At 50.1% G+C, this 21,557-nt stretch carries 20 protein-coding genes; 9 read left to right on the forward strand and 11 right to left on the reverse strand.

What is annotated here, in order from left to right:
* Positions 1-48 precede the first annotated feature (48 nt).
* The 8 genes from alaS to METH11B_RS0106845 all read right to left on the reverse strand — a co-directional run bounded on the left by alaS (position 49) and on the right by METH11B_RS0106845 (position 7,941).
* A complete protein-coding gene (gene alaS / locus METH11B_RS0106810; RefSeq protein WP_026601381.1) occupies positions 49-2,658 on the reverse strand; it encodes an alanine--tRNA ligase in 2,610 nt (869 codons plus the stop codon).
* Positions 2,659-2,711: 53 nt separating this feature from the next.
* The gene (locus METH11B_RS30135; RefSeq protein ID WP_026601382.1) at positions 2,712-2,978 is read right to left on the reverse strand and encodes a type II toxin-antitoxin system RelE family toxin; all 267 of its coding nucleotides are present in this window, start codon (positions 2,976-2,978) and stop codon (positions 2,712-2,714) included.
* Positions 2,975-3,184 carry a hypothetical protein gene (locus METH11B_RS0106820; protein ID WP_026601383.1) on the reverse strand — a complete coding sequence of 70 codons (210 nt, stop codon included), beginning with the start codon at positions 3,182-3,184 and terminating at the stop codon, positions 2,975-2,977. Before METH11B_RS0106820 ends, METH11B_RS30135 begins: the two co-directional genes overlap by 4 nt.
* Positions 3,185-3,370: 186 nt before the next feature.
* Positions 3,371-4,228, reverse strand: coding sequence for a hypothetical protein (locus tag METH11B_RS0106825; RefSeq protein WP_026601384.1), 858 nt, complete (start codon positions 4,226-4,228; stop codon positions 3,371-3,373).
* A gap of 62 nt (positions 4,229-4,290) precedes the next feature.
* The gene (locus METH11B_RS0106830) at positions 4,291-4,782 is read right to left on the reverse strand and encodes a regulatory protein RecX (protein ID WP_026601385.1); all 492 of its coding nucleotides are present in this window, start codon (positions 4,780-4,782) and stop codon (positions 4,291-4,293) included.
* Positions 4,757-5,809, reverse strand: a complete 1,053-nt coding sequence (gene recA / locus METH11B_RS0106835) for a recombinase RecA (protein ID WP_020482544.1) — start codon at positions 5,807-5,809, stop codon at positions 4,757-4,759. Before recA ends, METH11B_RS0106830 begins: the two co-directional genes overlap by 26 nt.
* 79 nt (positions 5,810-5,888) lie before the next feature.
* On the reverse strand, positions 5,889-7,160 hold the full coding sequence (locus tag METH11B_RS0106840) for a cobyrinate a,c-diamide synthase (protein WP_026601386.1): 1,272 nt from the start codon (positions 7,158-7,160) through the stop codon (positions 5,889-5,891).
* 58 nt (positions 7,161-7,218) lie between these two features.
* A complete protein-coding gene (locus tag METH11B_RS0106845) occupies positions 7,219-7,941 on the reverse strand; it encodes a hypothetical protein (RefSeq protein WP_026601387.1) in 723 nt (240 codons plus the stop codon).
* A 358-nt stretch (positions 7,942-8,299) separates the two neighbouring features.
* Between METH11B_RS0106845 and METH11B_RS0106850 the strand changes: the two genes are divergently transcribed.
* The 3 genes from METH11B_RS0106850 (at position 8,300) to infA (ending at position 11,582) form a co-directional block, all read left to right on the forward strand.
* Positions 8,300-8,773, forward strand: coding sequence for a hypothetical protein (locus METH11B_RS0106850; RefSeq protein WP_020482547.1), 474 nt, complete (start codon positions 8,300-8,302; stop codon positions 8,771-8,773).
* A 383-nt stretch (positions 8,774-9,156) separates the two neighbouring features.
* Complete coding sequence (locus METH11B_RS0106855) at positions 9,157-11,271, forward strand: RelA/SpoT family protein (protein ID WP_026601388.1); 2,115 nt, start codon at positions 9,157-9,159, stop codon at positions 11,269-11,271.
* 92 nt (positions 11,272-11,363) lie between these two features.
* Entirely contained in the window at positions 11,364-11,582 is a 219-nt protein-coding gene (infA, locus tag METH11B_RS0106860) for a translation initiation factor IF-1 (protein ID WP_013819653.1), read from the forward strand.
* Positions 11,583-11,615: 33 nt separating this feature from the next.
* On the opposite strand, the gene clpA is transcribed toward infA, so the two are convergent.
* Both clpA and clpS read right to left on the reverse strand, forming a co-directional pair.
* A complete protein-coding gene (clpA, locus tag METH11B_RS0106865; RefSeq protein WP_026601389.1) occupies positions 11,616-13,892 on the reverse strand; it encodes an ATP-dependent Clp protease ATP-binding subunit ClpA in 2,277 nt (758 codons plus the stop codon).
* Positions 13,893-13,901: 9 nt separating this feature from the next.
* Entirely contained in the window at positions 13,902-14,225 is a 324-nt protein-coding gene (gene clpS, locus METH11B_RS0106870; RefSeq protein WP_020482550.1) for an ATP-dependent Clp protease adapter ClpS, read from the reverse strand.
* A 125-nt stretch (positions 14,226-14,350) separates the two neighbouring features.
* Between clpS and METH11B_RS0106875 the strand changes: the two genes are divergently transcribed.
* From METH11B_RS0106875 to mtaB, 5 genes are all read left to right on the forward strand, one after another.
* A complete protein-coding gene (locus METH11B_RS0106875) occupies positions 14,351-14,806 on the forward strand; it encodes an NUDIX hydrolase (RefSeq protein WP_026601390.1) in 456 nt (151 codons plus the stop codon).
* Positions 14,803-15,897 carry a tRNA 2-thiouridine(34) synthase MnmA gene (gene mnmA, locus METH11B_RS0106880; RefSeq protein WP_026601391.1) on the forward strand — a complete coding sequence of 365 codons (1,095 nt, stop codon included), beginning with the start codon at positions 14,803-14,805 and terminating at the stop codon, positions 15,895-15,897. The genes METH11B_RS0106875 and mnmA overlap by 4 nt, the downstream gene beginning before the upstream one ends.
* Before the next feature lie 61 nt (positions 15,898-15,958).
* Positions 15,959-17,317 carry an adenylosuccinate lyase gene (gene purB / locus METH11B_RS0106885; protein ID WP_026601392.1) on the forward strand — a complete coding sequence of 453 codons (1,359 nt, stop codon included), beginning with the start codon at positions 15,959-15,961 and terminating at the stop codon, positions 17,315-17,317.
* A gap of 16 nt (positions 17,318-17,333) precedes the next feature.
* The gene (locus tag METH11B_RS0106890) at positions 17,334-18,563 is read left to right on the forward strand and encodes a nucleoside recognition domain-containing protein (protein WP_026601393.1); all 1,230 of its coding nucleotides are present in this window, start codon (positions 17,334-17,336) and stop codon (positions 18,561-18,563) included.
* A gap of 65 nt (positions 18,564-18,628) precedes the next feature.
* On the forward strand, positions 18,629-19,915 hold the full coding sequence (mtaB, locus tag METH11B_RS0106895) for a tRNA (N(6)-L-threonylcarbamoyladenosine(37)-C(2))-methylthiotransferase MtaB (protein ID WP_026601394.1): 1,287 nt from the start codon (positions 18,629-18,631) through the stop codon (positions 19,913-19,915).
* 65 nt (positions 19,916-19,980) lie between these two features.
* On the opposite strand, the gene METH11B_RS0106900 is transcribed toward mtaB, so the two are convergent.
* Entirely contained in the window at positions 19,981-20,763 is a 783-nt protein-coding gene (locus METH11B_RS0106900) for an MlaA family lipoprotein (RefSeq protein ID WP_036275677.1), read from the reverse strand.
* Between the two features lie 91 nt (positions 20,764-20,854).
* Here METH11B_RS0106900 and rnt point away from each other — a divergent pair, with 91 nt between their 5' ends.
* Positions 20,855-21,481, forward strand: a complete 627-nt coding sequence (gene rnt, locus METH11B_RS0106905) for a ribonuclease T (RefSeq protein ID WP_026601396.1) — start codon at positions 20,855-20,857, stop codon at positions 21,479-21,481.
* The last annotated feature ends 76 nt before the right edge of the window (positions 21,482-21,557 follow it).

Below are 21,557 nucleotides of genomic sequence, written 5' to 3' on the forward strand. Positions count from 1 at the left end.
ATCTCCCAACAAAAGCTTTACGGTAGACGATAACCCCCACCGTAACGATTAACTCAGCCGCTCCCTCACCCACTCCGGCACAGCCGCCAGCGCCGCCGGCAATCCGGCAGGATCATTCCCGCCAGCCTGCGCCATATCCGGCCGACCACCGCCTTTGCCGCCGACTTGGGTGGCGACAAAATTCACCAATTCCCCGGCTTTGACTTTATCCATCGCATCTTTCGACACACTGGCGATCAGACTGACTTTATCGCCGCTGACCGCCGCTAATACTAAAGCCGCACTGCCTAATTTGTTTTTTAACTGGTCAGCCAGATCGCGTAAAGCCTTGGGATCGACGTCGTCGAGCTTCACAGCTAGTACTTTCACGCCGTTGACATCCACCGCTTGGCTGGTCATTTCATCGCCCGCCGAGCTGGCTAATTTAGCCTTCAATTTTTCCAGCTCTTTTTCCAGGCCACGGGTTTTTTCCATCAGTTGATGGACTTTATCGGCAGCCTTATCCGGCGCGGCTTTCAGTAAGCCGGCAATGCTGAGTAGAGCTTTTTCACGTTGATCGATCCATTCCAATGCGCCTTGACCGGTGACGGCTTCCAGACGGCGGACGCCGGCAGCGACGCCGGTTTCGCCGACGATTTTGAACAAGCCGATGTCGCCGGCTCTATCAACGTGCGTTCCGCCGCATAACTCGGTGGAGAAATCGCCGATTTTAAGCACCCTTACTTCGTCGCCGTATTTCTCGCCGAACAAGGCCATCGCGCCGGCTTTCACGGCATCGTCTTTCGCCATGATTTCGGCAGCGACCGGGTTATTCAAACGAATTTGTTCATTTACCAAACGTTCGACGGTAGCAATTTCCGTCGGCGTCATCGGTTCGAAATGGGAGAAGTCGAAACGCAAGCGCTCGGAATTAACTTGCGACCCCTTTTGCGCCACATGCTCACCCAAGGTCGCCCGCAACGCGGCATGCAATAAATGCGTGGCGGAATGGTTGCGTTCGGTAGCTTTACGAATCTCGGCATCGACGCTGACTTCACAAGCTTGGCCTTCGCTGAGGGTGCCGCGCAACACTTTACCTTTATGCAGGAATAGTTTGCCGCCCTGTTTTTGGGTATCTAGAACTTCGAAAACCGCGTCACCACATTCGATGCGGCCGGTGTCGCCGACTTGGCCGCCGGACTCGGCATAGAACGGAGTTTGATCCAAAATCACCACGCCTTCGTCACCGGCTTCCAAAGCATCGACCGGCTGGCCTTGCTTGAACAAGCCCAGAATTTGCACCGAGCCGTCCAGATGGAAATAGCCGGTAAATTCGGTACTGCTGTCGTGTTTGATGTCTTGATCGTAATCGGCTGCGAAGCTACCGCCAGCCCTCGCCCGATCGCGCTGTGCGGCCATTTCAACTTCGAAACCGGCATGATCCACACTGAGTTGGTGTTCGCGGGCAAAATCGGCGGTCAAATCCACCGGGAAGCCGTAAGTGTCATACAACAAGAACACCACGTCGCCGGGGATGACATGACCGTCCAACTTAGCGGCACAGGCTTCCAGAATTTTCATGCCCTGCTCCAGGGTTTCCGCGAAGCGCTCTTCTTCTTTTTTTAGCACACGTTCAACTTGTTCCTGCGCCTTAGCCAACTCGGGATAAGCCGTGCCCATTTCAGCGACCAGCGGCGCAACTAGCTTGTAGAAGAAGGTGTCTTGAATACCCAAGCGGTACCCGTGGCGAATCGCCCGGCGCACGATGCGGCGCAATACATAGCCGCGGCCTTCGTTAGAAGGCAATACGCCATCGGCCACCAAAAACGCACAGGAACGAATATGGTCGGCAATTACCCGCAACGAACTATTCGCCAAATCGTTGGTGCTAGCTAGCTGGGCGGCAACTTTTAACAGGTTTTGGAACAGGTCGATTTCATAGTTGCTATGCACACCTTGCATCACCGCCGAAATCCGCTCCAGGCCCATGCCGGTATCGACCGATGGCGCTGGCAAGGGCGTCAAGTGACCGTCCTTGTCTCGATCGTATTGCATGAACACCAAGTTCCAGATTTCGATGTAACGGTCGCCGTCTTCGTCGGGGCTACCGGGAGGCCCACCAGCTACATGTTCGCCGTGATCGTAGAAAATCTCGGTGCAAGGACCGCACGGACCCACATCGCCCATCGACCAGAAATTATCTTTAGCGCCAATCCGTGAGAAGCGCTTGGGGTCGTGTTTGACATCTTCCAGCCAAATCGCTTCAGCTTCGGAATCTTCATCAAACACCGTGACCCACAGTTTTTCCTTAGGAATACCCAGCTCTTTGGTTAAGAAGTCCCAGGCAAAATGAATCGCATCGCGTTTGAAATAATCGCCAAAGCTGAAATTGCCGAGCATCTCGAAGAAGGTGTGATGGCGCGCGGTGTAGCCGACATTTTCCAAATCGTTATGCTTGCCGCCGGCCCGCACGCAACGCTGACTGGTAGCCGCGCGGGTAAAACCCAGTTTCTCCCGCCCAAGAAATACATCTTTAAACTGCACCATCCCGGCATTGGTGAACAACAGCGTGGGATCGTTGCCAGGCACCAAAGTGCTAGACGGTTGCACGGCATGGCCGTGTTGGCGAAAGAATTCCAAAAAGGCGGCCCGCAATTCGGCGCTGGTCATTTTTTTCATTGTGCTTAGTCGTATGTTGCAATTTAAATTCACTACCTTTCCAAGGTCGGCGCCTATGGAAAGTATTTATAAATATCTTTTCTGTGTAAGCAACGGGTAAAAATTAGCTCGCCGCTCACAAACTCCAGTCCGATTCTGAAATCGCCAATCCGTATCCGATAAAAGCTCTCATAGCCTTGAAGTTTTTTGACATGATTTAGCTCGACCAACGACTCGGCTTTTTGACAATCAATAATGAGCTCCTTAACCTTTGCCAGCAATTTATCGTCTTTGATATTCCGTAAGTCTTTAGCAAATTTGGCTTCGAACCGGACTTTCATTTTGCGCCATTATCGAGAATAGAAAAAATCTCATCTTCGGATACAAATTGATCTTTTCTACCCTCGGCAATAGCATTAGCTAATCCAACTTCCTCCAAGGCCTCCAAAACCACGTCGTACAATATATCTCGCTTGGTTTTGAGTAAGTCGATCATCACCTCGGTGAGTAACTCTTTGGTTTTTTCGTCGCTTATTGATAATTCCATAAACTTATTCTCCTACCTATTTGATGACTTTTTTCCTCCGAATACGCTTCGCTATTCGGAGCTGGCTTCAATTTTTTTGTTTTAACAAATGTTTGTAGGATGTACCGGCGTAAGGAGACGCATCAGTCTTCGGTTGTTTTTTATTCATTATGCAAGAGTGGCTGAATTAATGTAGCGTGATTAAACCTACATGCCAAATTTGTTAGTTAATTTTTTTATAACAAAATCATTATCATCAATTGATTTAAAGAAATTCAGCTCTTCAAAAAACCACTTAATTTGTTTTTGCGCAAAGTTAACTTCATTTTCAGAAGCGTTTCTTAAGTAAAAATCTTCCGAAAGACCTAATGCCAACAAACGATTGATGAATATCAGTTCTATATATTTTTCAAAATCGTATCTCTCAGACAACTGAATCTTTAAGCCATTGATAATGGACTCATAGTTACCGACATTTCTGTCTACCGCGATGCCACCATCTTTAGAGGTTTTTATAAAGTACCTAAAATTTGGGTAATACCTCAATCCATTGGCGTCATCTTCAACATGATCTGTAAATCCGGATACTGCGATAAAAATATTTCCTTCGGAATCCAAACGTAAATTATCTTTCAGAATAGCTCCTTCAGGTTGATCAACCATTCTGGCACCACCTAAGCCTAATTCCCCTGAGACTTCGTTTTTAATTAAAGACACAAAAGCGCTACAGCAGTGATTGCCACCAGATTGCAACACTAAAATAACTCTTCCGTCGCCAAGATCGGCAACATTTTTATCGTAAAACACATACGATTCATCCATTAAATACGCAATTTTGCTATTAACGCTACTTAACACAACAAATCTTGCGTCCAAAATTTTCCTGTCCGCTCTGATACTTTTTATAACGTATGTTTTTTCCGTATTTTCAATTTTTAATATGTCGTTTCCAGCGTAAATCGCATTTTTAACATTAAATACCGTTTCAATCGGAACAATATTAATATCGCCCCAAGCATTCACTGAAAAAATAATGGCAAGCGTTACTAAGAAAAAATTGCGCATTTTATTTATATTGATGACGGCAGATTGATTGGGTAACTATATTTCATCATTCGGCTGTTCGCCTAACTGGCGTCAGCCCTACGCAACTTAATCTTCAATTCCGCAAACAAGCGTTTAATCATCTCGCCGCTGAAACCGCGTTGCTGTAAAAAGCGACTACGCTTCAACCATTCATTTTGGCTCCGCAATTTTTCGTCGTCGTATTTACGCGAATACACCTCCAGCAGCACGGTTTGCCATCCGCCCAGCTCCTCGGCATGCGCATCCAGATCGACATCGTTGATACCGCGCTGTTGTAGCTCATAACGAATTCGCACTGGCCCGTATCCGCTACGGATACGCTGCCGAACATAACATTCGGTGTAGCGTTCGTCGTTTTGCCAATTCAGCTCGGCCATCCCATCGATGACCGGCTCAGCTTCATCGCGGTTAAATCCACGCAAAGCCAATTTGTCCAGTAATTCCCGGCGGCTATGTTCGCGCCGGGACAACAACCTTAGGCAGACTGCTTCAATTTGTTGCCGACGCTCAATCGCCGTCGACAAACTCGGCATCGTCGTCTTCACTGACTGCTGCCGGTGCGGCCGCTAACTTGGCAAAGGCTTTTTCGCGGATAGCTTTTTCCAATTCGGCGGCTTTGTCCGGATTATCCCGTAAGAACTGCTTGGCATTGTCCTTGCCTTGGCCGATTTTCTCGTTATTGTAGGCATACCAGGAACCGGACTTTTGCACGAAGCCAAACTCCACACCTAAATCCACCAACTCGCCGAAGAAAGACACGCCTTCGCCGTACAGAATTTCGAAGTCGGCTTGTTTAAACGGCGGTGCGACTTTGTTTTTAACCACTTTGACGCGCGTTTCGTTGCCGATTACCTCGTCGCCTTTCTTGATCGAACCGATGCGGCGAATATCCAGACGCACCGAGGCATAAAACTTCAAGGCATTGCCGCCGGTGGTGGTTTCCGGGTTGCCGAACATCACCCCAATTTTCATCCGCAATTGGTTGATAAAAATCACCAGCGTATTGGAACGTTTGATGTTGGCGGTGAGTTTACGCAAGGCTTGCGACATTAATCGCGCCTGCAAGCCCATATGCGAGTCACCCATGTCGCCTTCTATCTCGGCTTTTGGGGTTAAGGCTGCCACCGAGTCGATGACGACAATGTCTACCGCGCCGGAGCGCACCAGCATGTCGGTGATTTCCAGGGCTTGCTCGCCGGTATCGGGCTGCGACACCAGCAGGTCTTCGATATTGACGCCGATCTTTTGCGCATAAACCGGGTCCAGCGCGTGCTCGGCATCGACAAACGCCGCCGTGCCGCCCAGTTTTTGCATTTGCGCGATGGTTTGCAGCGTTAATGTGGTTTTACCGGACGATTCCGGTCCGTAAATTTCGATGACCCGACCGCGAGGTAAACCACCGACACCCAGGGCAATATCCAAGGACAGCGAACCGGTGGACACCACTTCGATATCGCGACTGGCGGCGACGTCGCCCATCCGCATCACGGAGCCTTTGCCGAATTGCTTTTCGATCTGCATCAACGCGGCGCCCAGCGCCTTTTTCTTGTTTTCGTCCATTTTAGTACCTGCTGTTGTCTGGCCGGTGAAAGCCGCGCATTATCCCATAGACCCTGGCTGTGAAACAGTTTTAATCGCTCTACAAACCGTAGAAAAAGCCGGCAGCGAGTTGCGGGTTGAAAGGAAAATACAAGTGCAGATATGAGGCTTGTAAGGAGCCGCAGCGGAAAAAGCCTTCGCCATGCCCAAAGCTGCGTTGCGCGGTGGAGGTAGCGAACGGTTCCAGAGCGGTTTCCAGTTTGGAAAAATGAAAGCTGTGGCCGCGAATCTCGCCCTGCTCCAATTGCAGACTATGCATACCGAGGTTGGCTAACCTAGTTTGCATGGCGGCGCTACCGGATAACAAACCTACCATCGCCGCTCGCTGGCCTTCCTTGTCCGCCAGACTATCCAGCAAATACAAAAAACCGCCGCATTCGGCATAGATGGCTTTACCAGCGCGATGATGCGCAGCTAAAGCCTGCTTCATCGCCACGTTGCCTGCCAACGCTTGCAGATGCAGTTCAGGGTAGCCGCCCGGCAAATAAACGCTATCGACCGCCGGCAAGACACTATCGGCCAGCGGCGAGAAGAATGCCAACTCGGCACCCATCGCTCGCAAACAATCCAGATTGGCTTGGTAGATAAACGAAAACGCCGCATCGCGCGCCACCGCGATGCGTTTACCTGCCAGCAAGCGCGGCGGCGGATTGGCGGAAACGTTGGCAAACGCGACTGGGGCCGGCAAAACACAGGACGTAAAGCTGTTTAATAATTCCGCGGCGCGCGCCAGCCGGGCATCCAGATCGCCAATTTCATCGGCTTGCAGCAAACCCAAATGACGGGACGGCAAACCCACCGCGTCGTCTCGACTGATTGCCGCCAACAAAGGCATGCCCGCCGGCAAGGCTTCCTGAAGCATCCTGGCATGACCGGCACTGCCGACCTTGTTGGCTATCGCGCCGGCAAACGGCAAACCAGGCCGGTAATTGGCTAAGCCGTAAGCCACGGCAGCAAAGGTTTGCGCCATGCCTTGCGCGTCGATCACCGCCGCGACAGGCATCGCCAAGGCCTGGGCCAGATCGGCGCTACTGCTATCGCCGTCGAACAAACCCATCACCCCTTCGATCAATATCAAATCCGCTTCGCCTGCGGCTCGGTACAACAACTCGCGGCAATGCGCCTCGCCCATCATCCATAAATCCAGCTGGTAAACAGGCTGTCCGCAAGCGAAAGCCAAAATTTGCGGATCGATGAAATCCGGGCCGGTTTTGAACACCCTTACCCGGCGGCCTTGCTGCCTATGGTGATAAGCCAGCGCGGCGGTGACGGTAGTTTTGCCTTGCCCGGAAGCCGGAGCGCTGATCAACATAGCCGGACAATTACACGGGTCGGTAGTCGTGGATAAAACGGGAGAAACAGTCAAAATATCAGTCCTTTTGGTAAAACCACATTTGATAAACACTCATTAATATTTGCACGCCCATCGATAAGCCCATCAACGCACCACTGAGGACTACCACATAGGCAAATTCAGAAATATGCTTGGTCACAAACCAGGACACCACGTCCAATAGCATCGCAAAAAACGGAATCACCAGCGCCACCCGTTTGACGTAAATATTCATGTCGCAGAGCAGAAAAATTTTGCCTATAAAAAACAGGATGAAAGCAATGCCGAACAAATGAATGTGCGACACCCTTACCAGCGCCGGCGTCGACGCCCCGCCCTTATGCGCGACTTCGGCAACACCTTCATAATGGGTCAGATTAGGCAGACTCGGGTTGGCCGCCGGATTGTGACAATGAATACAATCACGGCTCAAAATCGGCGCAATCTGTTGCTCGTAAGGCTGTTGCTCAGCGCCATCCTGAATCCATTTCAAAATAACTTCTTTATCGCTTTTGTATTTCAGATTGGGCTCCATGATGCCGTTGATCGCCGCGCCCAGTCGCGATTGAGTGGTGGAACCGTGGTACATAATGACGATATCGTCGATTGACAACCCGCGCTTGCCGTCGCGGCCTTGATGGGTGTAATACAAATTCACCAAAGCCATCAGATAGCCTAAGCCGATGGTCAACAGGAATACGGTGTTTAATATTTTCTCACTGGTGGAAATATCTCGAAAACGGCGATATTGTTTGGGCATAGGCGACTAAGAAAAAGACAAAGTGGGCACGATCCATGGTGCTAGACTGGCGCTGAGGAAGCCTCTAACAAGCCAGAGCGGCTCCCCAGCTACTCAATGGCATCAAATGGCTTTTAGAATAATCGATATGCAAATATTGATCTATGCCAAGTTCGCGGAAAAATCCTACCGGCGATTTTTATTTTTATCGCATAATCGACCACGGTTAAGCGCCAAGAATGCTCCAAGCTATCAGGGAGCACGTTCTGGTTTTGAATGAATTTTCCAACGTCCACCCTTTGCTAACACCGCAAAAATAACGATGAAACTATCCCCAGCGATTTAAGTCATTGGGAAATCCAACACAGCAGGAGCACACATGCGCACATTATTACTTTCCTTACTTGCCGCTACCGCCTTTTACAGCAGCTTATCAACAGCTCAAGCCCAAGATTCCGCTAGCGTGGCAGTCCCGGATAAAGTCAGGGCCAATATTTTGAAACGACACCCGCAAGCACAGGACCTGAAAGCGACTCAGGAAACCCACTTTGGTCAACAGCTGCTGGAAGTCAGCTTTAAAGATACTGAAGACGAACTGAAGCATGAGTTATTTAGAGCGGACGGCGCGTTGTTTGCGAACGAAATCCTGTTGGCAAACGGCCTGGAAATATCGCCTGATGTGACCAAAGTGCTGGCCGATAACTTCCCCGGCTATAAGCTGCATAAGGCGGAATTGGTGATTAACCCGAACGGCGTGGGCGAAGAATACGAATTGTTTATCGAAGTGGGCGGCAGCAAATGGAAAGTTGCGGTCAACGACAAAGGCAAAATCACGGACAAAGATGCCTACTAAACACTCACTCTCCACGCATGTTATTCCGGAATCCTAGGACTTCCGACCCATTAACCGGGCTCTTAAATTCCCTGGTTCCGTCATTCCCGCGTAAGCGGGAATCCAGCGTGAAAAATGGTCTCCCGCCTACGCGCTACGCGGGAGCGACGATATTGAGGGCCGGGTTAGTAAATTCCGGCCATTCTCATCAGTGTTTTTCTTATCTCTAAGCCGACTGCCTTTGCCGACGCCCGGTACTACTAACGGCAGCACCATCGACACGCGGAGGAAGCGGACAGAGTAAAGCACATCGCTAGCCGTTTACTCTGATTCCTGGATTCAAAATCCAATTCACAGCAAATCCGCTATTTTCCGCCCCACCTTGCTGGTCTTACAATATCGGTATGACTCAAAATAATTCTTCCATCGCCAAACTGTTTCCCGGCTTTTCAGACGCTGATAGCTTACAGATAGGCCAAGCACTGAAGCTGGTCGAGCAACTTTCGGTGGACTACCACGACACCGTCCGCCCCAAAGGCGTCGATGTCGCAGCGATTTTAATGAGTGTGCATATCGACCTGGAAACTATTCTGGCGGCGCTGCTCAGCGATTCACGCGTTGCCGGCAAACTTAGCGACTCGGCAATACGAGAGCAATTCGGGCCGGTGGTCGCCGACTTGGTTAAGGATGTGAGCTGGCTGAATCATGTCAGCATTTACAGTACCGACATGGCAAACCAGCCCAATCAAGCCGAGATCTTGCGGCGCATGCTGCTGGCGATGACCCACGACGTGCGAGCGGTGCTGATTAAATTGGCTTTCCGCATTCAACGGCTGCGCGGACTACAACACGAGCAAGAAAATATCCGCCGCTTTATTGCCAGGGAAACTCTGGATATTTATGCGCCTCTCGCCAATCGCCTGGGCATTAATCAATTTAAATGGGAATTGGAAGATCTAGCGTTTCGCTATGCCGATCCGGAGCATTACCGCTTCGTTACCGAATCATTGGCGGTCAATCGCGAACAACGCCAAGCCTTTATCGAACGCTTTGTAACGACCCTTAACGACCGTTTAAAACAGGAAGGCATACAGGCCAAGGTCTACGGCAGACCCAAGCACATCTATAGCATCTGGAACAAGATGCACCGCAAGCAGCTGGCGATAAATGAGCTTTACGACTTATTGGCAGTGCGGGTGGTGGTGGACAGTTTGTCTGCCTGCTACATGGTGCTGGGCTTGGCGCACAGCCAATGGCAACATATTCCACGCGAATTCGACGATTACATCGCCAACCCCAAGGAAAACGGTTATCAATCGCTGCATACCGTGGTTTTGGATGAAGACGGCAACCGTATCGAAATTCAAATCCGTACCAAAGCCATGCACGACTTCGCCGAATTGGGGGTAGCAGCACACTGGCGCTATAAGGAAGGCAGCAAGTTCAACGCTGCCACCGAGAAGAACATCGCGTCGCTCCGACAACTGCTGGAAGACAAGGATAACGCCGACAGCTTACTGGAAAACTTTCATACCGAGCTATTTTCTGATCGGGTATTCGTACTCACCCCGGCCGGTAAGCTGATCGACTTGGTCAAGGGCGCTACTCCACTGGATTTTGCCTATGCAATTCATACCGAAGTCGGCCATAGCTGCCGCGGTGCCAAGGTTAACGGTCAGATCAAGCCACTGACCTACAAGCTTTGTTCCGGGGAGCAGGTGGAAATTATCACTGTCAAAAACGGCCAGCCCAATCACAACTGGCTGAATCCCAACCTCGGTTACTTAAAGACCCCCCGCGCGATCAGTAAGGTAAAAAGCTGGTTCAAGCAACAACAGCAGGCCGAAAATGTCGCCGCCGGCAAATTGCTGCTGGATAAGGAGAGTAAGCGGCTGGGATTAAAAACCGTCGATATCAACGAGCTTTTAAGGCATTTTAAATTCTCGGACATAGAACATTTTTACGAAGCGCTAGGACACGGCGACATCAACAACAGGCAATTGGCCGGCGCGCTGAAAATTCCGGAATTGGAACCTACGCCGATTAAGTTGGTGCCAAGCAAATCCCCGACCCAATCGGCGATCACTATCGACGATATCGATAACGTGGTCACCACGCTGGCGCATTGTTGCTCGCCGGTAAAAGGCGACGAGATAATCGGTTTTATCTCGCATAAGCGCGGCATCACTATTCATCGCCGCGATTGCGAGAATATCCGGCATTTATCACCAGAACAGCAACTGCAATTGTTGAAAGCCGATTGGAGTGGTCAACAAACCGTACATCACAGCGTGCCGATTTTGATTCACGCCTTTAATGCGCAAAATTTGCTGAACGACGTTTCTCAGGTACTAGCCGCCGGGAAAGTACATATCAGCAATGCGTCATTGAAGACCCACGACGACTTGTCCGCCATTCTGACTATGACCATTCAAATTGAAAATACCGAGCAGCTCAGTTTGGTGCTGACACGTATCAGTCATTTGCCGAATATTATTGAAGTGAGGAGGAAAGTCTGAATCATCGTAACTTCGACTATCCGGAAGACTTTTTTAGCGGCTCGGCAGACGATTCATGCTAACATAGCCGTTTTAAATTTAGAGCTTTAACTATGGCAAAAGAAGATCAGATTGAAATGGATGGCAAGGTCATCGACACCCTGCCCAATACTATGTTTCGCGTCGAGCTAGAAAACGGTCACATCGTTACCGCCCATATCTCCGGCAAAATGCGCAAGCACTATATCCGCATCCTAACTGGCGATAAAGTCCGCGTAGAAATGACTCCCTACGACCTAACTAAAGGCCGTATCACTTTCCGCAATCGCTAACCCGTCTCCGGGAAAGCGATTGCTTCCCTCGTTCTACACGACTTGATTTAATTCCGAAACGATAAGTTGTTTGCTCTCGATGGCAAAAGCCAACGCATCGTTCTCGACATGTACTCGTACGTGACCGCCATTCGCTAAACGACCAAACAACAAATCTTCCGCCAACGGTTTTTTGATCTTTTCCTGAATCAAACGCGCCATTGGCCTTGCGCCCATTTTCGGATCGCAACCGTGCTCGGCCAGCCAAGACCGCGCGGCAGGTTCCAAAGTCAATGTAACGTTCTTATCGGCCAATATGGCTTCCAGCTCGAAAATAAACTTATCGACCACACTACCGACCACCGCCATATCCAGCGGTTTGAATTGCACGATGGCATCCAGACGATTTCTAAATTCCGGCGAAAAACCGCGCTCGATCACTTTCATACTATCGGAAGCATGATTTTGCTGAGTGAAGCCAATAGAGGCCCGGCTGCTTTCCTCCGCGCCGGCGTTGGTAGTCATAATTAGAATGATGTTTCTGAAATCGGCTTTACGACCGTTATTGTCGGTCAAGGTGCCGTGATCCATCACCTGTAGCAATAGATTGAACACATCCGGATGGGCTTTTTCCAATTCATCCAACAACAATACTGCATGGGGATGCTTGGTCACCGCTTCGGTCAGTAATCCGCCCTGATCGAACCCAACATAACCCGGAGGCGCACCGATTAAACGCGATACGGTATGCCGCTCCATGTATTCGGACATATCGAAACGAATCAATTCTATGCCTAGTACTTTAGCCAGCTGACGGGTCACTTCGGTTTTACCGACACCGGTAGGGCCGGCAAACAGGAATGAACCGATGGTCTTAGTGGTATCGCGTAAACCCGCCCGTGATAATTTGATCGCTGACGCTAACTCTGAAATAGCCTCGTCTTGACCGAAAACCAGCATTTTCAGATTTTTTTCCAAGTTGGATAGTTTATCAATATCGTTGGACGATACCGATTGGGCCGGCACTCTGGCAATTTTGGCGACGATTTCTTCAATCTCTGCGGTATCAATTAGATCTTTGCGGTCAATACCGGCAAACAAACGCTGCCTGGCCCCAGCCTCGTCGATTACATCAATGGCCTTGTCCGGCAAATGTCTGTCGGTGATATAGCGTGCTGATAATTCCACCGCCAGTCGCAACGCTTCTTGGGTATATTTCAGGCCATGATGCTCTTCAAAGCGTGACTTCAAGCCCTTCAAGATTAATACGGTATCTTCTATCGATGGCTCTATCACATCGATTTTCTGGAAGCGCCGCGCTAGAGCATGGTCTTTTTCGAAAATACCACGATATTCTTGATAAGTAGTGGACCCAATGCAACGCAATTGTCCGGATGCCAACACCGGTTTGATCAAGTTGGACGCATCCATCACCCCACCGGAAGCGGAACCCGCGCCAATAATGGTATGAATTTCGTCGATAAATAAAATTGAGTCGGGTTCTTTTTTAAGCTGGCTAATTAAAGCCTTTAGTCGTTTTTCAAAATCGCCGCGATATTTGGTACCGGCAACCAGTGCGCCCATGTCCAAGGAATAAATGACACTATTCAACAATATATCCGGCACTTGTTCTTCGACAATTCGTTTCGCCAAACCTTCGGCAATAGCGGTTTTACCAACCCCCGCTTCCCCTACCAATAAAGGATTATTTTTGCGGCGGCGGCAAAGCACCTGAATCGTTCTTTCCACTTCCAGCTCGCGGCCAATTAAAGGATCGATGTTGCCTTTCAGGGCTTCTTCGTTCAAGTTGGTTGCGTATTTTTCCAATGGGCTGGACAAAGCTTCATTGCTGCCACGGTCGGCTTCCGGCTCTTCACTACTCTCTTTTCTGAACTGCTCGATTTTGGAAACCCCATGCGCCAGGTAATTGACCACGTCCAAGCGGGTGATGTCTTGTTTGTTCAACAGATAAACCGCGTGTGAATCCTGTTCACTAAACAAGGCCACAAACAGATTGGCGCCGGTCACTTCTTTTTTGTCGGAAGCCTGTACATGAAACACCGCACGCTGTAAAACGCGCTGAAAACCTAAAGTGGGCTGGGTTTCTCGCTGTATGCCTTCTGGAATCAGGGAAATGGTTTCGTCTATAAACCGGGTTAATTCGGCCCGCAACGCATTAACATTGCAGCCGCAAGCAATCAAAATCGGTATCGTCGTGACGTTATCCAGCAAGGCCAGCAACAAATGCTCGACCGTGATGAATTCGTGTCTTTTGGCATGAGCTCCAGTAAAAGCAGCGTTCAATGTCACTTCAAGTTCTTTACTTAGCATGGTTACCCCTCACGCCTCTTCCATCGTGCACATCAGCGGGTGATGATGCTCGCGGGAATATTCATTAACAATATGTACTTTCGTTTCAGCAACGTCTTTAGTATAGGTACCGCAAACACCGACGCCCTGTGTATGCACTTGTAACATCACCTGAGTGGCTTTCTCTTGGCTCATGTTAAAAAAATCAGTCAATATTTCGACGACAAAATCCATCGGCGTAAAGTCGTCGTTAAGCAACATAACCTTATACAGTGGCGGTCTTTTCAGCTGCGGCTTGGCTTCTTGCAGCGCGGTGTTACCGTCGCCATCTTTCAAGGGTTCAAAATCTGACATAAGCTTTGGTGCTGTGAATCATTGTGGTCTTAAAAATAGCGTCTTCAACATTAAATTTCAATCTTTGGGCATATAAAAAACATTTCGAGTAAAATGCGCGCCTTTTACCGTTTTCTATCTACATCATGGTTTGGAAACCTCACGTCACCGTCGCCGCCGTGATTGAAAAAGACGGTCGCTTTCTGCTGGTTGAAGAGACAACGGCACGAGGCCTTGCGTTCAATCAACCCGCAGGTCATTTGGAAGAAGGTGAAGATTTAATCAGTGCCGTCAAACGCGAAGTTTGCGAGGAAACAGCTTGGCAATTTGAACCGGAGGCATTAATCGCCACACAACTATGGCGCAGAAATCCACATATGCCCAGTTTTGTTCGCTTCTGTTTTTCCGGCACGGTCAACAACCACAACACAGAACAACCTCTCGATGACGGCATTATCGACACTCACTGGTTAAGCCGCAATGAAATTTACGCAAAACGCCAACAATTGCGCAGCCCTTTGGTTTTAACCACTGTGGACGAATACCTGAAAGGTCACCGTTACCCGCTTACCATCTTACAGTCTTTTATCGATTTAGAATGAGTAAACACATCATCGTCGGCATGTCCGGCGGCGTCGACTCGTCCGTCACTGCATTAATCCTGCAAGAACAAGGCCATAAGGTCACCGGTTTGTTCATGAAAAATTGGGAAGAAGACGACGGCACCGAATATTGCACGGCAATGGAAGACCTGGCCGACGCACAGCAGGTTTGCGACAAACTGGGCATAGAGCTGAAGACTGTCAACTTTGCCGCCGAATACTGGGACGACGTGTTCGAAGTATTCTTGTCGGAGTTTAAAGCCGGTCGGACCCCCAATCCCGACATCCTTTGTAACAAACACGTCAAATTTAAAGCCTTTTTGGACTATGCCACCGAAGATCTGGGCGCCGAATACATCGCCACCGGCCACTATGCCCGCGTCGATCAGCACAACGGCGAATTTAGATTATTAAAAGGCTTAGACCCCAACAAGGAGCAAAGCTATTTTTTATATGCGATGGGCCAGAAAGCTTTATCTCGAACCCTGTTCCCGATCGGCCACCTGCACAAACCGGAAATTCGCGCGCTGGCCGATAAGGCCGGTTTTGCCAACAGTCGCAAGAAAGACAGCACTGGCATCTGCTTTATAGGCGAACGCAAGTTCAAGGAATTTCTGCAACGCTACCTGCCCCACCAACCCGGCGAAATGCGCACCCCCGAAGGCCAATATATCGGCAAACACCACGGTCTGATGTACTACACCCTCGGCCAACGCCAAGGCTTGGGTATAGGCGGCGTCAAAGATGCCCCGGACGAACCCTGGTTCGTGCTGGAAAAAGACCTGGACAACAACGTGCTGATCGTCGGCCAAGGCCACGACCATCCCTTGATGCTGCACAACATGCTGGAAGCCGGACAATTGGACTGGTGTAGCAACCAACCCTTGACCGAACCGCTACGTTGCGCTGCCAAGACACGTTACCGCCAGCCCGATCAGGATTGCGTCGTCGAACCCATAACCGGCGGCATCCGCGTCAAAGTCCGCTTCGACGAACCGCAACGTGCAATAACGCCAGGCCAGTCCGTCGTATTTTATGCCGGCGAAATTTGCTTGGGTGGTGGCATCATCGAATCCAAATACAACCGATAACTCCATGCCGGATGGGCTGAATAAAATTAAGTCCATCCCATACTTAAGACAGGAAACCATCATGACACTCACTGCCATCTCCCCCATCGACGGCCGCTATGCCGGCAAAGTTGACGCTTTGCGCCCCATTTTCAGCGAATACGGTTTGATCCGCTATCGCGTAAAAGTAGAAGTACGCTGGCTGCAAGCGTTGGCCGCGGAAGCCAAGATCGTCGAAGTACCGGCTTTGTCGGCCGATGCAATTGCGGTATTGAACGGCATCGTCAGCAATTTCTCCGAAGCCGACGCCCAAGCCGTAAAAGACATCGAGAAGACCACCAACCATGACGTCAAGGCGGTCGAGTATTTTCTGAAAGAAAAGATCAAAGGTAACGCCGAACTGCATGCCGTCAACGAGTTCATCCACTTCGCCTGCACCTCGGAAGACATTAACAATCTGTCTTACGCCTTAATGTTGAAGGAAGGCCGCAGCCTGATTCTGGCCGAAATAGACGCCACCATAGACGCCATCAAAAAACTGGCTTTGGCTAGCGCCGATCAGCCTATGCTGTCTCGCACTCACGGCCAATCGGCAACACCGACCACGGTCGGCAAGGAATTCGCTAACGTCGTCGCCCGCATACAACGCCAGCGCGAGCAATTGGCCAAGGTAGAGCTACTGGGCAAGATCAACGGTGCGGTCGGCAATTACAATGCGCACAGCGTCGCCTATCCGGATGTTGATTGGGCGCAATTCTCGCAAAACTTCGTTGAGTCGCTAGGTTTGGCCTTCAACCCTTACACGATACAGATTGAACCTCATGATTACATGGCCGAGTTTTTCCACGCCCTGTCGCGCTTCAACACTATCCTGTTGGATTTCGACCGCGACGTCTGGGGCTATATCTCGCTGGGTTATTTCAAACAAAAAACCGTGGCCGGCGAAGTAGGTTCCTCGACGATGCCACACAAGGTCAACCCGATCGACTTCGAAAATTCCGAAGGCAATCTGGGATTAGCCAATGCGATTTTCGGCTTCCTGGCCGACAAACTGCCGGTATCGCGCTGGCAGCGGGATTTGACCGATTCCACCGTGTTGCGCAACATCGGCGTCGGCATCGCCCACACCAGCATCGCCATCCAGTCGACCTTGAAAGGCATTTCCAAACTGGAAATCAACCCTGCTTTGATCGACCAGGATCTGGATCAGAACTGGGAAGTACTGGCGGAACCAATCCAGACCGTAATGCGCCGTTACGGGATCGAAAAGCCTTACGAAAAATTAAAAGAATTGACCCGCGGCAATCGTGTCACCGGCGAGGGCATGCGCGCTTTCGTCGAGAAACTGGAGATTCCAACCCAAGCCAAAGCCGAACTGCTTGCACTCACACCGCACAGCTACACCGGTTACGCGGCAGATTTAGCCAAGAAAATCGGCTAACCCTCAGGACAGGTAGTTGCTGAACTTCATCTGGATATTCTTCTTCCTGAGCGCATTCGCCACCGCCGCCTTCAAGCTGCTGGTGCTGGGCGACACCAAGGTGTTTTCCGACTTGATGAATGCGATGTTCAGCCTGGCTAAGACCGCGTTCGAGATTTCGCTGGGACTGAGCGGCGTGCTGGCCTTGTGGCTGGGCATCATGAAAATCGGCGAGCATAGCGGCTTCATCGATTTGTTGACCAAGGCGCTCAATCCATTATTCAGCCGCTTGATGCCTGAAATCCCGAAGGATCATCCGGCGTTGGGCGCGATGGTGATGAACATTGCCGCCAACATGCTGGGTCTGGATAACGCGGCGACGCCGATGGGCATCAAAGCTATGCAGGAAATGCAAACTCTGAATCCGCATCCCGAACGAGCCACCGATGCGCAGATTCTGTTTCTGGTAATCAACACTGCCTCTGTGACGCTGTTCCCGGTGACGATTTTCGCTTATCGAGCCCAACTCGGCGCGGCTAATCCCACCGACGTGTTCATCCCGATTTTGATCGCCACCTATATGTCGACGTTTACCGGCTTACTGGCCGTCGCCGCCATGCAAAAGATCAATCTGCTGGACAAGGTGGTATTAGCCTATCTGGGCGGCATCACTGCCTTGGTCGCCGGCATCTTGGCCTATTTCGCAGGGTTGGATCAAGCCGAAATGTTGAAGCAATCGGCACTGGTCAGCCATGTCATTTTGTTCAGTTTGGTGATTTCATTCATCATTGCCGCCGCTTACAAACGCTTGAACGCCTACGAACTGTTTGTCGAAGGCGCAAAGCACGGTTTTCAGACCGCCATCACCATCATTCCCTATCTGGTGGCGATGCTGGTGGCCTTCGGAGTATTTCGGGCCAGCGGCGCGCTGGAATTGATCACCGATGGCGTAAGGCTAATGGTCAATGTTGCAGGCATCGACAACCGCTTCATCGACGGCCTGCCCACCGCGCTGATGAAGCCGTTCAGCGGCAGCGGTGCGCGGGCGATGATGATAGACACCATGCAGACCCACGGCGCCGATTCATTTGCCGGGCGGCTGGCGTCGGTGGTGCAAGGCAGCACCGAGACCACGTTTTATGTGTTGGCGGTGTATTTCGGCGCGGTGAACATCAAGCAGATACGTCATGCCGCAGCCTGCGGCATCATTGCCGACTTCGGCGGCATCCTTACCGCTATTTTTGTGACTTATTGGTTTTTCGGCTAAGGCCGACAGGGCGAAAACCCTAAAGGGTACAAGTAAATTCGCCCCTACGTTTTTTGGATACAGACATGCAAATACATTTAAAAACCCTTGGCTGCCGCCTGAATGAAGCTGAATTGGAAACTTGGGCACAGGCGTTTCAGGCCAAAGGCCACGGTATTACTCGCAATCTGAATGACGCACAATTGGTCATTATCAATTCCTGCGCGGTCACGCAAGATGCGGTGAAAAAATCCAAGCAAATGATACGCCGCATCCACCGTGACAATCCGCAAGCCAAACTAGTGGTCAGCGGCTGTTACGCGACCCTGAACGAAACAGAAGCCGCGCAATTAATGGGCGTGGACTTGATCGTCGGCAACCAGGATAAAAACCAGCTGGTGGAAAAAACCCTGGCCGAGCTGAATCTGGACAGCATGCCGGCCATGTCGACCGAACCCGGCGAAGTGTCTTTGTTCAGCCGTGGCCGTCAGCGCGCCTTCGTCAAGGTCCAGGACGGCTGCCGCTACCGCTGCACCTTCTGCATCGTCACCGTTGCTCGCGGCGAAGAAAGCAGCCGGTCCATTCAAGCGGTCATTGACGAGATTAACGAGTTGCACGCTCAAGGTATACAGGAAATCATCATCACCGGTGTGCATTTAGGCGGTTACGGCAGTGACATCAACAGCAATCTGGTCGAATTGATCACCGAAATTCTAAATAAGACTGAGATTCCTCGCTTGCGCATGGGTTCTTTGGAACCTTGGGAGCTGCCAAACGGTTTTTTCGAACTGTTCAAAAATCCAAGACTGATGCCTCACCTACATCTGCCATTACAAAGCGGCAGCGACAGCGTCTTAAGACGCATGGCCAGACGCTGTAAAACGGAGGAATTCGGCCAGATCGTTAAACTGGCCCGCGCGACGATCACGCATTTCAATATCACTACCGACATCATAGTCGGCTTTCCCGGCGAAACCGAATTGGAATGGCAGGAAAGTTTTGATTACATCAAAAGCCTGGGGTTTGGTCATATTCACATTTTTAGCTATTCGCCTCGCGAAGGTACCAAAGCCGCGGGCTTGCCGGATCAAATCGATCAGAACACTAAGAAACAGCGCAGCAAGCAATTGCATGAATTAGCCGCCACAATGAAGCGCAGGTTCATTGCCGAAAACCTCGGCGAGCAGGCCAATATTTTATGGGAAGGGCAAAAAGAGGCGCAGAGTAATGGCACTATCCGCCATTTCGGTTACACGCCGAATTATCTAAGGGTAGCGTGCGACGTGGCGCCTGACCTCATTCTGGAAAATAGGATGGTGGCGGGAGAATTAATCGAAGCTAAACAGGATTTCGTGCTGGTACGTTTGACTTGACGCCATAAAAAAGCCGCAAAGCTGTTTGCTTGGCGGCTTTTTCCCATAAGAGCGGACAGTTTAAATCAATACGGATTCGGATCAAGCGGCCCTCGCCCGCCGCCCTGCATTTCATCGAATTTCAAGACATCTTCGTCCGGAACCTTACCATCATGAATTAGATAATTACGTCTGGAAAGATAGGCGTTTTTGAAAAACTCGTAACGATCCAGTGCTGCTTCGGTGGCAACTTTTTCCATGCCCAATAAATCTGAACGTGCATCGATGACTTTCAATGCGCCAGGTCCAATTGAAACAGCCGCGCCAATCCAATTTGGATTTATATAGATACCGGCATAAGTAAACGGATTCATCGCGGCATCGCCAACCAATCCGAACACACCACGCGGCGAACTAGGTCCGAAAAACGGTAGCACCAAGTAAGGACCGGTAGGTATTCCCCAATAGCCTAAGGTTTGATCAAAGTCTTCATTATGCTTCGGCAAATCGATCATCGTCCCAACATCTATAAGACCGGCAACACCGATTGTGCTGTTCACCAAGAAACGCGCACCGTCCTGACCCGATTGCAGTAGTTTTCCCTGTAAAACATCGTTGGTACAAACACCTATGTCATCGACATTGCTGAAAAAATTAGTAACGGCTTGGTCCGCAAAATCAGGCATAACCCAATCGTAGCCTTTCGCAACCGGTTTCATGACATAATCGTCCACACCGTCATTAAACGATTGCACTCCTCTATTCCAGCCCTCCCATGGATCTTTAGGATCAACACCGCGGGTTGTGGCACAGCCGCTTAATACAGTCAGTAACCCTAAGATAACCCAACTTTTTTTCCCGTCTAGCATAACTTCACCTCTCCAATTGAATATTGTTTATACCTATCCAAAACTCACGTAACATAACGCACAACCGACTTTTCTAGCCAACCACAACTCAATGGAAATAAACCTAAATCCGTTAGGCAACCGTTTCAGAGGTTACCTTCCTGTTATTGTCGATATAGAGACCGCTGGCTTTAATTCGAAAAAAAACCCACTATTGGAAATCGCCGCCGTGATAGTCGAACCAGACACCGATGGTTGGTTACATATCACCGAAAAACATCATTGCAATATTATTCCTTTCAAAAATTCCGAGTTGGATGATGCTGCACTCAAATTTACCGGCATCGACCCATATCATCCTTTCCGCATGGCTATAGAAGAGAAGGATGCACTTACCAAGCTGTTTACCCCTATCAAAGCCGCTGTAAAACGTAACGAATGCAAGCGGGCCATTTTGGTTGGTCACAACCCGGCTTTCGATATCAATTTTTTGAACGCCGCGATTGAACGTACCAACTACAAACGAAGCCCGTTTCATCCATTCAGTAGCTTCGACACAGCCACACTAGGTGGACTAATGTACGGCCAAACAGTCTTAGCAAAAATTGCTCAAGCCGCCGGAATTATCTGGGATAACGAGAAAGCACATTCAGCGCTTTACGACGCCGAACAAACTGCCGAGTTGTTTTGCCTGATTATCAACCGGTGGAAAAAATTAAGCGAGTATGAAGCGACATAAATCTACTCAATTAGCGACCTAGAGCACATTAGTTTCTAAATAAGGCGAGCGATGAACATATGCATCCAAACCAACT

The organism is Methylomonas sp. 11b (assembly GCF_000515215.1).
GTDB lineage: Bacteria > Pseudomonadota > Gammaproteobacteria > Methylococcales > Methylomonadaceae > Methylomonas.